Genomic DNA, 14,315 nt, shown 5'->3' on the forward strand with positions numbered 1-14,315 from the left:
TTTACCGTATCACGTCCGGCGCGAAAAACAAAAGGGCACGTCATGCTGCAATCACTCAACCATCTGACCCTCGCGGTCAGCGACCTGCAAAAAAGCGTCACCTTCTGGCACGAACTGCTGGGGCTAGAGCTGCACGCCCGCTGGAATACCGGGGCCTATCTCACCTGCGGCGAACTGTGGGTCTGCCTGTCGTACGACGAGGCGCGCCGGTACGTGCCGCCGCAGGAGAGCGACTACACCCACTACGCATTTACCGTGGCGGAAGAAGATTTTGAACCGTTCTCGCACAGGCTGGAGCAGGCGGGCGTCACCGTCTGGAAGCAGAACAAAAGCGAGGGGGCGTCGTTCTATTTTCTCGACCCGGACGGGCACAAGCTGGAGCTGCACGTGGGCAGCCTCGCCGCGCGGCTGGCGGCGTGTCGCGAGAAGCCCTATTCGGGCATGGTGTTTGCCTCAGACGAGGCTTGAGGCGCGTACCTTCAGCCTGCCCGCCAGCGTCACGTGCGTGGCGGCATCTTCCTGATTGCACAGGTACTCCACCGCCAGCCGTCCCAGCTCGCTGTAGGGCAGCTGGATACTGGTCAGCGGCGGGGTGAGCTGCTCGGAAATCTTCTGGTCGTCGTAGCCCGCCAGCAGCATGTCCTGCGGGATGCGCACGCCGTTCACCGCCAGCGCCTGATAGCAGCCAATCGCCAGCCAGTCGCTGGCGCAGAAGATGGCGTCCGGGCGCTCGGCCAGTTCCAGCAGGGAGGTGGTGGCGGTAAAGGACTCGCTGAACTGCCAGTTGGTCTGGCGCACCAGACCGTCGTCGCACGCGAGTCCGGCCTGCTGCAGCGCGGCCTGGTAGCCCGCCAGACGCTGGCGCGAGGCTTCCATCCAGCTCTCGCCGGTGATGTGGGCGATGCGCGTGGCCCCGCAGGCGATGAGGTGTTTCGTCACCTGGAAGGCGTTGGCGTAGTCGTCCGGGATAAACGACGGCAGCAGCGGCGAGCCGGGGTCGCGCTGGTTGAGCAGCACCAGCGGGATGCGGGTGCAGTCCTGGAAGGCCGTCATGTCGACCAGCGTGGTGACCGGTGAGGCGAGGACAATCCCGATGCAGTTGCGCTTCTCCAGCTGGCGGATGATGTTCAGCGCCAGCTCGATGTCGTCGCCGTAGTCGTAGACGGTGAGCAGAGTCTCGTTGCGCCACGCCGCTTCCCGCGCCTGGCTGATGGCGTCGATAAACGGGTCAAAGCTCTGCATGGAACTGACCAGCAGGGCGATCTCTTCCTGGTTGCGCGGGGCGTGAACGGCGGGGAGGCGGTCGTAGCCGAGCTCGGTAGCGACGCCGATGACCCGCTGGCGGGTGTCGTCGCTGAGCTTGATGTTGCGGGACTGGTTAAGCACCAGCGATACCGTCGCCTGCGACACCCCTGCCGCCCGCGCAATATCGTTCATCGTCACTTTCGTTTTTCGCTTCATCCGTCCTCTCCCTTTCGCGAATTCGCATCATACCCTAACCGCACGCTTCCGCGCCGTCGATCACGTTTCTCAATCATCGAAGCGTGAACTTTGTGAGGGACATCGCTTTTCTAAACGCCGTGATTTGCGCATTTATCCTGCAACTAATATTTATTAGCTAAATATTATCAGTAAGAGGACGCGTAATGAAAGAGCAGTGGAGCAGGGAGCAGGCACAGGCGTGGTATCAGCAGAAGGGCTGGCTGTGCGGGTTTAACTATCTGCCGTCGACGGCGGTGAACTGGACCGATATCTGGCAGGAAGAGACCTTCGATGCCGCAACCATCGAGCGTGAGCTGGGCTGGGCGGCGGAGGCGGGCTATAACACCCTGCGCATTAATCTGCCGTTTATCGTCTGGGAGCACGACCGCGACGGGCTGATGGCGCGCATCGACAGCTTTTTGACGATTGCCGACGGTCGCGGCTTCAGCACCATGCTGACCCTGATGGACGACTGCGGCTTCTCCGGCGACGAGCCGTACCTCGGCCCGCAAAAGCCGCCGGTACCGGGCAAGCACAACAGTCAGGCGGCGGCGAGCCCGGGGCGCGGCAAGGTGTGCGATCCCGACTGCTGGCCGCAGATTGAGCGCTATATCCGCGACGTCGTCCGCCAGTTCCGCGACGATAAGCGCGTGCTGCTGTGGGATCTCTACAACGAGCCGGGCAACCGCGGCATTTTCGCGACGGGCACGCAGGAGGTGCAGTACGACGCGAAGCTGGAGACCTGCGCGCACGAGTTGATGAAGCTGGCGTTCCAGTGGGTGCGTGAAGAAGACCCAACCCAGCCGCTCACCGTCTGCGCGTGGCGTCTGCCACCGGAAGAGGAGGGCGAGACGTTCTTCCGGCATCCGCTGGACCAGACCGCACTGGCACTCTCGGACGTGGTGAGCTTCCACGCTTACACCCATACTGGCCGCATGACGGCGATTATTCAGCAGCTGCAACAGCTCGGTCGCCCGCTGTTCTGCACCGAATGGCTGGCGCGCCACGTGGGCAGCACCATCGAAGAGCAGCTTCCGCTGATGTACGCGGCGAAGGTCGCGCCATACCAGTGGGGGCTGGTGCGTGGCAAAACCCAGACGTGGCTGCCGTGGCCGGTGGTGATGAAGGAGTCCACGGACTACTGCCGCCTCTGGTTCCACGACGTGTTCGAGGAGAACGGCATTCCGTTCTCGCGCCGTGAAATCGCCCTGATGCAGCAGCTGCGCAAGATCGCCCCGCAGGCGCAGGACTAATAATATCGACCCGGCGGCCGACCGCCGGGCAACCAGGCAGGCATATAACAATGGCAATGACAATGAAAATACCGTCTCGCGAGCTGTGGTCTTATTTTGGCTATGGTTTAGGTCAGTGTTTTAGCTTTGGTTTAGTGGGTTCGTTTATTAACTATTTTTACACCGACGTGCTGGGGATCTCGGCGCTGGCGGCCAGTACCATCTTCCTGATTGCCCGCGCGTGGGACGCGGTTCACGATCCGCTGTTTGCCAGCATTATGGATACCATTAACAGCCGGTTCGGCAAGTTTCGCCACTTTTTGCTGATCGCCCCGCTGCTGATTACCGGCGTCACGCTGCTGTCGTTCTATAAAATCGAAGCGGATATGACCACCAAAATCCTCTACGCCGGTGTGACGTATATCCTGTGGGGAACGCTGTACGCCATCTCCGATATCCCGTTCTGGTCGATGTCGTCTGTGATGACCAACGACTCCGCCCAGCGCACCCGCGCGGTGACGGCGGCGATGCTCGGGGTGAACGCGGGGATTGCCTGCGCCAACATCTTCTTCCCGAAGCTGGCGGCGTTCTTCGCCCAGTACAGCAGCGATAAAGGCTACTTTATGGCGGCGCTGGTGATGATGCTGGTGGGCCTGCCGCTGATGCTCAACGGCTTTATGCAGATCAAAGAGCGCGTGCCGCCGAGCCCGGAAAAGGTGACCATTCGCGACACCTTCCACAACCTGCGCCAGAACAAGCCGCTGTTTATCGTCCTGCTGTCGTTCTTCTTCTGCGTGTTCCACAACGTGGCGGGCGGTCTGTACATCTACTTCTTTATCAACAATCTGGGCGACGGCAGCCTGCAGATGGCGATTGGCGTGATGGGGATCGTGGCGGCGGTGCTGTGCCTGGTCGCGCCGATGCTGACGCGCCGAATCCAGAAGCGGAAGCTGTTTATGATCCTCTGCGGGCTGGACGTGGCGGTGCGCGTGGTGATGTGGTTTGTCGGGTATCAGCAAGTGACGATGCTGTTTATTCTGCTCGGCCTGAGCACGCTGTTCGTGATGATGACCAACATCCTCACCTCGTCGATGATTGCCGACACCATCGAGTACGCGGAGTACCACACTAACAAGCGCTGCGCGGCGATCACTTTCTCCGGGCAGACCTTCACCGGCAAGATGTCGGTGGCGGTAGGCGGCGGGTTAATCGGCGTGTTTCTGACGATGATCGACTATGTGCCGCAGGCGCAGGCCCAGAGCGATAGCGTGCTGGCGGGGCTGTTCTTCGGCATTTGTTTGTTACCGGCGATAGGCTCGCTGATCCGCATGGGCTTTATGTCGCGCTTTACCTTTACCGAGGAGAAGCATGCGGAAGTGTGTCGGCTGCTGGCGGAGCGCAGGCGGGGGAGCGAGCAGAATGGCATCGTGGATGAGGCGTTGACCCGCCCGGTATCGGTCAATTAATCGCTTCAGACGCCTGCTTTGCAGGCGTCTGCTTCTAATTCCGCAGCTTCAGGGACTCGGGGAGGTGGAGTATTGAGCTCTGAATACTGGTTCCGATGGTAAAAGGGACGATCCACAAACGTAGCGCATGGCTGTCCGGCTTATGAAGTTCGAAGGGATGGGGAAGCGCATCGCTAAAACCGTCATGCTGCGGGTAGATCAGGATCATATCGCCGCGGCTATCGAGATATTTCGTTCCGTAGGCCAGCATCTGGTAAAGATCGCTTTGCGAAATGTTAAAGCCAGGTTTATGAGGCTTAATCTTTTTCCATTTCGTATCGCAAATAATTGAAGAATGTTTCGACGTGTCATACGGGCGAAGCCAGATATCCGGCTTGAGTCTAAACATATACCTGGTGTGATATCGAGCCAGAGTGTGTGTTTTTGCTTGGGTATCAATTTGGTAACGTTGATGATGATGATGCCTCATCCACGCCGCAACAAAGGATTCAAATACCGCTTCCATTGGAAAGAGCAGCGATATGGCATCAGCATGACCCTGCATACAAAGTGGTGACTCCCCGTGTAGGATCAATTTGGCCCACTCCAGCGCCTGTTCATAGTGATGCATATGCCTGTCGAGGCGAACCAGATCGAACGCGTGTGCGGTATCAACAACGGGAGGAATACCTTCGAAGGCCGACTGCAAGGGGCGAAGCTGCTGGATGAGCTGAGGGTTGCGGGTCAGGCGCGAAACCGTATCGATGGCCGTTTTGAGAATGCGGTTCTCCGGTCGGTCAACACTGTACTCGTCATACTCCACCTGAAAGCGATCCCGGCGAACGCTATTTGTCGACAGTTGTGCTGAAACCCGCAGTTTTCCCTTCATCCACGGTAGATTCTCCTGCTGGCGAAGGTAGTCACGCTTAAGACCCTGCTGCAGGACCGCCTGGACGCTCTGGATAAATTGATGAATAAAGATATCCATCAGCGGCATGCGCGAGGTTTTGATACTGGCGGAGGTTGTGGCGATGTGCCGGAAGGTTTTCAGCGTGCGCAGCATCATCATCAGCTGTTCGCGGGCGTTATCATGGCCGGTCTTTGGCAACACCTCGATGAACGCTCCTCCCGGCAGCGCAATGACGCCGACATAGTTTTTCACCTGCAGCACCTTCACGCGCCCGACCGTTTTCAGCGTCAGCAGGCGCGCGTCGTATTCCGCATCGTCGTTCAGGCAGCATTGCTCCAGCCACGCAAAACAGGCCGGAGGAAGCTCCACTGCGTCCTTAACCCGGCCGCTGTCCTCTTTACTGACCAGATAACCGTATTCAAAGGTGGACCATTGCCGCCGCCCGGTCATTCGTCGTTCTCCGCGCCTCGCGCACCTGCATCGTAAATCTGACGCCAGGCGATGGCATTATTCCAGACAGGATCGTCTTCGCCTGCAAGGTGATAGCGCTCTCCCTCTTCCTGCAGATCGTCCGATGCATCCGTTCCAAACAGCCGCTGAATATTTCCCTCGTTTTTGATCGAACGGATGAAGCACAGGGCGGGATCCTGCTTCTGGTTATCTCCAAGGACCAGACGAATTTTCTGCCAGTCGTTGTAAAAGTACTCCTCCAGCAGCGGCAGCACTTTATTTTTAATCACCCGCTGCAGACGGGCGAAAGCAACGTCATCGTCCTCCGTCTCAATTACCGGTATGAAAAAAGCGTGCCCGAGCGTGTGCTCGCTATCGTACAGTGCCTCAATGCGTTCATTGAGCATCTGCAGTAGCCGTTTGAGATCGATACCTTTGATGACGTGGCCTTCCAGAATGGAGGCTTTCGGCAGCATGGCCTTAAACTCGAAGCGGCGGCGCAGGGCGGTGTCCAGAGCGGTCAGGGAACGGTCCGCGGTATTCATGGTGCCGACCAGGAACAGGTTGTTTGGCACGCTGAATTTTTCGCCCGAATAGGGTAGCGTCACGCTCAGGGCCTCGGGTTCACCCATGCGCTTGGATTTCTCAATTAAGGTGATGAGCTCTCCGAAAATTTTGGAGATATTGCCACGGTTAATCTCGTCAACAATCAGCACGTAGTTCTGGCGTTTTGCCGGTGCATTTTTTTTCGGTGTGACGGGAAGATTATAATTATCATGAAGATAGTTGAGGATACCCCGGACATACGACTCGTTGTGGATATCAATCCCGTTGTTCTGATACCAAGCTTTGATGTCCTTCACGTAGGCGTTGTATCCATTCCCCAGATCCCCTTTTTTGCTGTTTAAAGGGAAGATGCCGAAGTTCGTTTCACTTTTATAGGTGACGCCGAACGGTTTACCTGATGTCGTTTTGAGCGTGGCGGCTTCGCCATTCAGCAGTTCTTTTTGAAACTTTGATAGCGCCTCGTTCAGCGCCAGCTGTTCACCTGCGTAACCAAACGCCGCATCCTCACAGATTTGCTTAAAGACGCCGGATTTAATGTCATAGCGAACGTTACCGTCACGGGTGGTATCGGCGCGTAGCCCTTCAATAAACTCTTCATAACCAAAGCTTTGGTGGAAAGTGACAAAGCGGATGCGCTGTTCGGAGACCAGCCGGTCATAAAGCGCTTTAAGTGCGTTTCGGTAATCACTGCCCTGAAGGCCATCCAGCAGGCGGGAATACTCAGCGGGTTCACAGGCACGGACGGCATGCTCAACGGTGGAATAGGTTTTACCCGTCCCCGGAGGGCCATAGAGAATGACGTTCAGTGGAACATCCGCCACGCTCTCATCCGTATCCTGATCGTCGTCTTCGGCCCAGGACTCGCTACCTACCAGGCCGATATCGCTCTTATCTTTGATGAAATGCGTGTAGAGATGCCACAGCGACATATTGAGTTCGACAGGGTCTACATGGCCGCCCAGCTCGCGGTTCAGAGCCGCCTTCAGCTCCAGGTTTTTTTCAAACCACGTCCCTTTCCCGGCGAGCCCAAGCCCGAAGCGGTTATTACAGTAGTTATAAATGCGGGAAAACATTTTGGTATTTACCACGTTCGAAACCCGCTCAGGGTACAGCGTGGCAAAAGCCCGGTGACACAACGCCCAGTACTGTTTCTTGAGAATGGATTTGGCCTTAAGCGCCTGTAGCTTGTTGACCACCTTTTCATATACGGCCGGGGTGCAGCCCTGTGCCATCAGGGTTGTGATTTCCCGCAGGTGAATCTGGGCCGCATTGTATTCGTTCTGCGACATTCCACCCTGTTTAATGCTGGCGACGCCGTTGGAGCGTTCATACCAAAGTGCCTTGATAAGGCTTTGATCACGAAACTCGGGTCGCTCTGTCGCTACGCGTTTGACCATCTGGTGATAGGCTGGCCCCCATTTAGGGCTGTATCGGCTGTTGTTATTGATATGCTCATTAAAGAAGGGGGCTAACGCGGTGCGATCCTGAACCATCATAAACTCCGGAAGTCGGGTAAAGGCGGTAAAGGTCAGTATTTTATAGGATTAATCTGAATAGTGTCACTGCTTGTTCAGGTGGGTTGAGGTGAAAAGGGGGCTGTCGCCGTTGGCATCAGCCCTCAGACTTACAGCGACTTCACAAACGCCAGCAGATCTTCGTTGAGCTGATCCTGGTGGGTCAGCGCGAAGCCGTGCGGCGCGTTGTCGTACACCTTCAGCGTGGCGTTTTTGATCATCTCCGCCGCCAGCTTGCCGGTCGTTTCAAACGGCACGATCTGGTCGTTGCTGCCGTGGATCACCAGCGTCGGCACGTCGATTTTCGCCATATCCGGGCGGAAGTCGGTTTCGGCGAAGGCGGTCACGCAGTCGATGGTGCCCTTCAGGGACGCCAGCAGGGCGATGTTCAGCGTCTGGGTCAGCGCGCCGGCAGAGACGGTCTGCCCGGCATTGATACCGTAGAACGGGGTGGCGAAGTCGCTGATGAACTGGGCGCGATCTTTACGCAGCCCGTCGCGAATGCCGTCGAACACGCTCTGATCCACACCCTGCGGGAAGGTCTCAGATTTACCAAAGATCGGAGTGACCGCGCCCAGCAGCGCCAGACCGGCCACGCGCGCGCTGCCGTAGTTGTTGATGTAGCGGGTCACGTCGCCGCCCCCCATGGAGAAGCCCACCAGCGTCACGTCCTGGAGGTCCAGGGTGGTGATCAGGTCGTTAATGTCGGACGCAAAGGTGTCGTAGTCGTAGCCGTTCCACGGCTGATCCGAGCGGCCAAAGCCGCGACGGTCAAAGGCGATGGCGCGGAAGCCGCGCTCGGCCAGGTAGTTCAGCTGGCTGTCCCACATGTCGCCGTCCAGCGGCCAGCCGTGGCTGAAGAGAACCGGTTTGCCCGCGCCGCAATCTTTGTAGTAAATCTGCGTGCCGTCTTGTGCCTTAAACGTTGCCATAGTGTGTTCCTGTACAGGTGATGGTTAGGGTTATACCGGCGCGACCAGGTAGCGAATAGCCGGTGATGTTGTGCCCTGATGAAAAGCCAGAACGCGGCTCTGCAGCAGGAGGTCATTCATGGTGTGGCGCTCCTGCTGGCGCAGATGCTCAATCCAGGAGCCCATCAGGAAGGTCTCGATAAACAGGCCGGGGCGCTCAATATCTTCGTATACCGCCCAGCTCATCGCCCCGGCGCGGCGTCGCACCCGGCGCAGCTCGTGCACCGCCTGCAAAAACGCTTTCGCGTTCTGCGGGTCGATGATGTACTCGTGCGACACCAGCACCGGGCCGCGCTCGTTCGGCAGTTCGATCTCCACGCCGTCCAGCGGCTGGCCGCTCAGGTCGAGGTTTAAATCAGGATCTTTCTCCAGCTTCCAGCGGAACGCCGTCGCGCTTGCAAGCACCATCCCCAGCGTGGCGACCACCAGCGAGGTCGGGGTGCCGAACTGAGAGGCAATCTGCCCCCAGATGGCGCTGCCTGCGGTCATCGAGCCGAAGAACACCGTCAGGTACACCGCCAGTGCGCGGGCCTTAACCCAGCGGGCGGCGCTGCGCTGCGCGCCGAGGTTCAGCGTCGAGAGCACCGCAATCCACGCGAAGCCGGTGAAGAACTCAAACAGGTTGAGCAGCCAGACGTGGCGCACGAACGCCAGCGCCAGCATGGTGAGGGCAAAGGTCAGGCTCGCGGCCACCATCAGGCGATCGGCGTTCAGCCGCTGGCGCAGGCGCGGCAGCAGGATGGCCCCGGCAATGGCCCCCAGGCCAATGCACGCCAGCATCACGCCGTAGCCCGCCGGGCCCAGGCCCAGCTCGCGGCGCGCCACCAGCGGCAGCAGTGCCCAGCCCGCGCTGCCGAAAACGAAGAACGCCACGGTGCGCACCAGCACGTTGCGCAGCACCGGGGCGGCGTGCACGTAGCGAATGCCGGAGCGCACCGCGGAGAAGAAGTGCTCTGGTGGCAAACGCTGCACGGACGGCGCCGGACGCCAGCGCCACAGCACCCACGCCACGCCGACCACGGAGAGCGCGTTCAGGGCAAACACCATCCACGGTCCGGCAAGCGACAGCAGAAAACCGCCCAGCGCGGGGCCAATCGCCCGGCTGATATTGACCCCGAGCGAGTTAAGCGCCACGGCGGAACCCAGCTCGGGCTTGCTCACCAGATCGGGCACAATCGCCTGGAACGGCGGCGAGCTCATCGCCGCGCCCACGCTCAGCAGGAACGTCGCCAACAGCAGAACGGTAGGGGTGACGTGTCCGGTGAAGGAGAGCACCGTCAGCCCGGCGGCGGCGATGAACACCCATAGCTGGGAGAAGAGCAGGTATTTACGTCGGTCAACGATGTCCGCCATCACCCCGGACGGCAGGGCGAAGAGGAACATCGGCAGGCTGCTCGCCGCCTGTACCAGCGCGATATCCAGCGGGTCGGCGCTCAGGGTCAGCATGCTCCAGTTGATGCCGACGTCGCTCATCCATGAGCCGACGTTAGAGACCACCGTGGCGATCCACAGCATGCGGAACACCGGCTGGCTCAGCGGCTGCCACGGCGAAACCGTCGGTGCGGGCGTCGTCTCGACGTGTGCGTCGCGAACGTCGTTAACCTGGGTCATGCGAACCTCTCCGCTGCCTTACGCTGCAGCCGCCACTGGCCCGGCCCGGTGAGGGCAAGGGTGGTGAAGATAATCAGCAGCAGCCAGCCAAACTGCCCTTCGGCAATCGACCAGTTCGGGTGGACCGCCAGCATCGCCACCAGCAGCACGGCGATAATCGGCAGGCACGCCAGGCGGGTGTACACGCCCGCAATGATAAACAGCGGGCAGATCACCTCGGCGACAATCGCCGGGATCAGGCTGGCGTAAGGTCCGAAGCCGAACGGATCTTCAATGCGCGTCAGCTCTTCGCTGAAGTGCAGCACCTTCGGCAGGCCGTGCACGTAAAGCAGCAGCAGGCTGCCGGTCAGGCGCAGAAAGAACAGCCCCGGATCGATCCGGGGCGAAGCGTCATTTTGTTTCATCAGAATGCAAAGCAGCTGCAACCCAGCGCCCCCCAGAAAGCGTTATCGTCGGATACCGGCATCGCTGACGTGCGGGCGAAGTCATGCTGGTGGCTGTGAACCCCGCACGGGCCGCTACAGTGGTGAGCCACACTCATGCCCACGCGGGCGGCCTGCGGCGGCGCGCTGCGGTAGTGACCCGGCACCTTCACCACCGGGGACCACTCGGGCAGGACCGGAATGGCCGGCGGCGCGAGCGGGCCAAAGCTGCCCGCGGCGTAGACGATATCGCCGTTGACCACCGTCAGGACGGATTCGATGCCCTTGATCTCCTCTTCCGGCACGCGGAAGTAGTCTTTGCTCAGCACCGCCAGGTCGGCGAGCTGGCCGACCTTGATCTGCCCCTTCTGGTTTTGTTCGCTGGAGAACCACGCGCTGCCTTGGGTCCAGAGCATCAGGGCGGTATCGCGATCCAGACGGGCGCTGTGATCGTACATCTGCATCCCGCCGACGGTACGACCGGAGACCAGCCAGTAGAGCGCGGTCCACGGGTTGTAGCTCGCCACGCGGGTGGCGTCCGTCCCTAAGCCCACCGGCACGCCGGTCTCGAGCATTTTTGCCACCGGCGGCGTGTGGCGGGTGGCTTCGATGCCGTAGCGCTCGGCAAAATACTCGCCCTGGAAGGCCATGCGGTGCTGGACGGCAATGCCGCCGCCCAGCGCTTTGATGCGGTCGATGTTGGCCTGGGTGACGGTTTCCGCATGGTCGAAGAACCAGTGCAGGCCGTTGAACGGAATGTCGCGGTTCACCTTCTCGAAGACGTCCAGCATGCGGCTGATGGATTCGTTATAGGTGGCGTGCAGGCGGAACGGCCAGCGGTGCTCCACCAGATGGCGCACCACGCGCTCCAGCTCGTCCTCCATGCCCGGCGCAAGGTCCGGGCGCGGCTCGAGGAAGTCTTCAAAATCGGCGGCGGAGAAGACCAGCATCTCGCCCGCGCCGTTGTGGCGTAAGAAGTCGCTGCCCTGGCCCGGCGTGAGCATGTCGGTCCATTTTTCAAAGTCTTCCAGCTCGTGGCCCGGACGCTGGGTAAACAGGTTGTAGGCGATGCGGATGGTCATCTGCTTTTTCTCGTGCAGCTCGGCGATCACCTCGTAATCTTCCGGGTAGTTCTGGAAGCCGCCGCCCGCGTCGATGGCGCTGGTCAGCCCCAGACGGTTCAGCTCGCGCATGAACTGGCGGGTGGAGTTCACCTGCTGCTCCAGCGGCAGCTTCGGCCCTTTGGCCAGCGTGGCGTAGAGGATCATGGCGTTCGGACGGGCAATCAGCATCCCGGTCGGGTTACCGTTGGCGTCGCGCTGGATCTCGCCGCCCGGCGGGTTTGGCGTCTCTTTGGTGTAGCCGACCACCTTCAGCGCGGCGCGGTTGAGCAGGGCGCGGTCGTACAGGTGCAGGATGAAGACCGGGGTGTCCGGCGCGGCGTCGTTAATTTCGTCCAGGGTTGGCATGCGGCGCTCGGCAAACTGGAACTCGCTCCAGCCGCCCACCACGCGCACCCACTGGGGCGACGGCGTGCGCAGCGCCTGCTCTTTCAGCATCCGCAGGGCGTCGGCGAGCGACGGCACGCCTTCCCAGCGCAGCTCAAGGTTGTAGTTCAGCCCGCCGCGGATCAGGTGCAGGTGCGAGTCGTTCAGGCCGGGGATGGCGGTATGGCCTTTCAGATCGATCACTTTGGTGCCGTCGCCGTGGTGCTGCATCACCTCGGCGACGGTACCCACTTCCAGAAATTTTCCGTCGCGCACGGCAACGGCTTCTGCGAGAGGATTCTCGCGATCGACGGTGTGAAACTGGCCGTTAACCAGAATGAGATCGGCTTTACCGAGGGTAACCATAAGAGCTCCAGACTAAGAGGGGAATGGTCAGGATTATGGGAACCGGTTTCGGCAAAGATCCAGTTATACAATAGGATAGGTATACCAAAGTATAACTATACCTAAGGTTAACTATACGAAGAGATAATTACACCACAGCGCTGTGGGTCATAGGATGAACGCGATTTTATCGGCGTGCTGTTCGCGGCGATTTTAACCTTTAACCTCACTGGATAATCTTATGACCACTTCTAAGCTCGAAGTCTTAACCCCTGCCAACTGTCAGATCATTTTCATCGACCACCAGCCGCAGATGGCGTTCGGCGTGCAGTCTATTGACCGCCAGGTGCTGAAAAACAACACCGTGGCGCTGGCGAAAGCGGCTAAGGTGTTCAACATCCCAACCATCATCACCACCGTTGAGACTGAAAGCTTCTCCGGCAATACCTATCCGGAACTGCTGGACGTGTTCCCGGGCCAGGACATTCTGGAGCGTACCTCCATGAACTCCTGGGACGACCAGAAAGTGCGTGACGCGCTGAAGGCCAACGGCAAGAAGAAAGTGGTTGTCGCCGGTCTGTGGACCGAAGTGTGCAACAACAGCTTTGCCCTGTGCGCGATGCTGGAAGGCGACTACGAAATTTATATGGTGGCGGACGCCTCCGGCGGCACCTCCAAAGAAGCCCACGACTTCGCGATGCAGCGCATGATCCAGGCGGGCGTGATCCCGGTGACCTGGCAGCAGGTGATGCTGGAGTGGCAGCGTGACTGGGCGCGCAAAGAGACCTACACCGCGGTGATGGATATCGTGCGCGAGCACTCCGGCGCCTACGGCATGGGCGTGGATTACGCCTACACCATGGTGCACAAAGCGCCGTCTCGCCAGAAGAGCGAGCACCGCACCTTAGCGCCGGTTCCGGCTCGCTAAGTCCCGTCGGCGGGCTGGTCCCTCATCCGGCTCGCCGCTGCCTCTTTCTCTGGAGTTCACAATGAGTACTGGGCTGATATCCCTTGCGGCAGGCGTGTTGATTGGCCTGATGTATGCCGTGCTGAAGGTGCGCTCCCCCGCGCCGCCCGCGCTGGCGCTGATTGGCCTGCTGGGGATGCTGGCGGGTGAACAGGCGATGCGTCATCTTTTATCCCGCGATAATCCGGCTGCCGTGCAGGTGACGGTTCCCCACGTTCAACACCCGACCGGAGCGTCATCATGAAGGCCTGGATTATTTCGCTGGTGTGCGGGGTCGCGGCTGGGGTACTTTACGCCCTGCTCGACGTACATTCCCCGGCGCCGCCGGTCGTCGCGCTGCTTGGCCTGTTCGGCATGCTGGTGGGTGAACAGCTGATCCCCATCGGACGGCGTCTGGTGAGCCGCGAACCGCTGACCCTGGCCTGGTTTCGTCATGAATGCGTACCGAAGATCAGTGGTACCGCGCCCCCAGCGCCCGCGAAGGAAAGCCGCGACGCGTAACGATTTGTTTGAGGAAAGACAGCATGACGCTGCCGTGGCGCATTGCCATCATTGATGACGAACGCTCTGTTCGCAGCGGGCTCAGTAACCTGCTGCAATCGGAAGGGTATGCTACCGATACCTTCGATTCGGCAGAGGTGTTCTTGAGCCACCCTCTCGCCCTGTCCGGCGCGTCGCTGGTGATCGCCGACATCAAGCTGCGCGGCATGAACGGCATCGAGCTGTTTGAGAAGCTGCGGTTGCTGGCCATGCCGCCACCGCCAATACTCTTTATCTCCGGCCATGCTGATGAAAATATGCAGCGGTATGCACTCAGTCTGGGCGCCGCTGCATTTTTGCGTAAGCCGATTAACATCGATATTCTGCTGGATCATATTCAGCGGGAGCTGACCCGCCGACAATAAGGATCGC

The 14,315-nt window shown here is 59.8% G+C and carries 14 protein-coding genes; 7 read left to right on the plus strand and 7 right to left on the minus strand.

Annotation, left to right across the window (positions count from 1 at the left end):
- Nucleotides 1–42 precede the first annotated feature (42 nt).
- Nucleotides 43–468 (plus strand): FosA/FosA2 family fosfomycin resistance glutathione transferase, encoded by a 426-nt coding sequence (fosA, locus tag BFV63_RS02755; RefSeq protein ID WP_048241458.1) that lies wholly within the window; start codon nt 43–45, stop codon nt 466–468.
- Here the strand turns inward: fosA and BFV63_RS02760 are convergent.
- Nucleotides 454–1,461: a LacI family DNA-binding transcriptional regulator gene (locus tag BFV63_RS02760; protein ID WP_048241456.1), complete on the minus strand. Its 1,008-nt coding sequence runs from the start codon at nt 1,459–1,461 to the stop codon at nt 454–456. The two genes, fosA and BFV63_RS02760, sit on opposite strands and share 15 nt — an antisense overlap.
- A gap of 185 nt (nt 1,462–1,646) precedes the next feature.
- On the opposite strand from BFV63_RS02760, the gene BFV63_RS02765 reads away from it, so the two are divergent.
- On the plus strand, nt 1,647–2,735 hold the full coding sequence (locus BFV63_RS02765) for a cellulase family glycosylhydrolase (protein WP_048241454.1): 1,089 nt from the start codon (nt 1,647–1,649) through the stop codon (nt 2,733–2,735).
- A gap of 50 nt (nt 2,736–2,785) precedes the next feature.
- Complete coding sequence (locus BFV63_RS02770; RefSeq protein WP_048241453.1) at nt 2,786–4,180, plus strand: MFS transporter; 1,395 nt, start codon at nt 2,786–2,788, stop codon at nt 4,178–4,180.
- Nucleotides 4,181–4,214: 34 nt separating this feature from the next.
- Here BFV63_RS02770 and BFV63_RS02775 read toward each other — a convergent pair whose 3' ends face one another.
- The 6 genes from BFV63_RS02775 to BFV63_RS02800 form a co-directional block, all read right to left on the minus strand.
- A complete protein-coding gene (locus BFV63_RS02775) occupies nt 4,215–5,519 on the minus strand; it encodes an McrC family protein (RefSeq protein WP_032608430.1) in 1,305 nt (434 codons plus the stop codon).
- Nucleotides 5,516–7,579, minus strand: coding sequence for an McrB family protein (locus BFV63_RS02780; protein ID WP_032608431.1), 2,064 nt, complete (start codon nt 7,577–7,579; stop codon nt 5,516–5,518). The genes BFV63_RS02775 and BFV63_RS02780 overlap by 4 nt, the downstream gene beginning before the upstream one ends.
- A 131-nt stretch (nt 7,580–7,710) precedes the next feature.
- On the minus strand, nt 7,711–8,532 hold the full coding sequence (locus BFV63_RS02785; protein WP_048241451.1) for an alpha/beta fold hydrolase: 822 nt from the start codon (nt 8,530–8,532) through the stop codon (nt 7,711–7,713).
- 30 nt (nt 8,533–8,562) lie between these two features.
- Nucleotides 8,563–10,182 (minus strand): MFS transporter, encoded by a 1,620-nt coding sequence (locus tag BFV63_RS02790; RefSeq protein ID WP_048241448.1) that lies wholly within the window; start codon nt 10,180–10,182, stop codon nt 8,563–8,565.
- The gene (locus BFV63_RS02795) at nt 10,179–10,586 is read right to left on the minus strand and encodes a DoxX family protein (protein ID WP_022646920.1); all 408 of its coding nucleotides are present in this window, start codon (nt 10,584–10,586) and stop codon (nt 10,179–10,181) included. Before BFV63_RS02795 ends, BFV63_RS02790 begins: the two co-directional genes overlap by 4 nt.
- Nucleotides 10,586–12,457 (minus strand): amidohydrolase, encoded by a 1,872-nt coding sequence (locus BFV63_RS02800; RefSeq protein ID WP_048241446.1) that lies wholly within the window; start codon nt 12,455–12,457, stop codon nt 10,586–10,588. Before BFV63_RS02800 ends, BFV63_RS02795 begins: the two co-directional genes overlap by 1 nt.
- A 220-nt stretch (nt 12,458–12,677) precedes the next feature.
- Between BFV63_RS02800 and BFV63_RS02805 the strand changes: the two genes are divergently transcribed.
- The 4 genes from BFV63_RS02805 to BFV63_RS02820 all read left to right on the plus strand — a co-directional run bounded on the left by BFV63_RS02805 (nt 12,678) and on the right by BFV63_RS02820 (nt 14,308).
- The gene (locus tag BFV63_RS02805; protein WP_003863053.1) at nt 12,678–13,364 is read left to right on the plus strand and encodes a hydrolase; all 687 of its coding nucleotides are present in this window, start codon (nt 12,678–12,680) and stop codon (nt 13,362–13,364) included.
- A gap of 61 nt (nt 13,365–13,425) precedes the next feature.
- Complete coding sequence (locus BFV63_RS02810) at nt 13,426–13,647, plus strand: DUF1427 family protein (RefSeq protein WP_003863054.1); 222 nt, start codon at nt 13,426–13,428, stop codon at nt 13,645–13,647.
- A complete protein-coding gene (locus BFV63_RS02815) occupies nt 13,644–13,904 on the plus strand; it encodes a XapX domain-containing protein (protein WP_003863056.1) in 261 nt (86 codons plus the stop codon). The genes BFV63_RS02810 and BFV63_RS02815 overlap by 4 nt, the downstream gene beginning before the upstream one ends.
- A 23-nt stretch (nt 13,905–13,927) precedes the next feature.
- Complete coding sequence (locus tag BFV63_RS02820; RefSeq protein ID WP_003863058.1) at nt 13,928–14,308, plus strand: response regulator transcription factor; 381 nt, start codon at nt 13,928–13,930, stop codon at nt 14,306–14,308.
- Nucleotides 14,309–14,315: the final 7 nt, after the last annotated feature.

This window comes from Enterobacter hormaechei subsp. xiangfangensis, assembly GCF_001729785.1.
Classification (GTDB): Bacteria; Pseudomonadota; Gammaproteobacteria; order Enterobacterales; family Enterobacteriaceae; genus Enterobacter; species Enterobacter hormaechei_C.

Coding starts and splice junctions, on each gene's coding strand:
- fosA (WP_048241458.1), top strand. CDS start 43: ATGCTGCAATCACTCAACCATCTGACCCTCGCGGTCAGCGACCTGCAA.
- BFV63_RS02760 (WP_048241456.1), bottom strand. CDS start 1,461: ATGAAGCGAAAAACGAAAGTGACGATGAACGATATTGCGCGGGCGGCA.
- BFV63_RS02765 (WP_048241454.1), top strand. CDS start 1,647: ATGAAAGAGCAGTGGAGCAGGGAGCAGGCACAGGCGTGGTATCAGCAG.
- BFV63_RS02770 (WP_048241453.1), top strand. CDS start 2,786: ATGGCAATGACAATGAAAATACCGTCTCGCGAGCTGTGGTCTTATTTT.
- BFV63_RS02775 (WP_032608430.1), bottom strand. CDS start 5,519: ATGACCGGGCGGCGGCAATGGTCCACCTTTGAATACGGTTATCTGGTC.
- BFV63_RS02780 (WP_032608431.1), bottom strand. CDS start 7,579: ATGGTTCAGGATCGCACCGCGTTAGCCCCCTTCTTTAATGAGCATATC.
- BFV63_RS02785 (WP_048241451.1), bottom strand. CDS start 8,532: ATGGCAACGTTTAAGGCACAAGACGGCACGCAGATTTACTACAAAGAT.
- BFV63_RS02790 (WP_048241448.1), bottom strand. CDS start 10,182: ATGACCCAGGTTAACGACGTTCGCGACGCACACGTCGAGACGACGCCC.
- BFV63_RS02795 (WP_022646920.1), bottom strand. CDS start 10,586: ATGAAACAAAATGACGCTTCGCCCCGGATCGATCCGGGGCTGTTCTTT.
- BFV63_RS02800 (WP_048241446.1), bottom strand. CDS start 12,457: ATGGTTACCCTCGGTAAAGCCGATCTCATTCTGGTTAACGGCCAGTTT.
- BFV63_RS02805 (WP_003863053.1), top strand. CDS start 12,678: ATGACCACTTCTAAGCTCGAAGTCTTAACCCCTGCCAACTGTCAGATC.
- BFV63_RS02810 (WP_003863054.1), top strand. CDS start 13,426: ATGAGTACTGGGCTGATATCCCTTGCGGCAGGCGTGTTGATTGGCCTG.
- BFV63_RS02815 (WP_003863056.1), top strand. CDS start 13,644: ATGAAGGCCTGGATTATTTCGCTGGTGTGCGGGGTCGCGGCTGGGGTA.
- BFV63_RS02820 (WP_003863058.1), top strand. CDS start 13,928: ATGACGCTGCCGTGGCGCATTGCCATCATTGATGACGAACGCTCTGTT.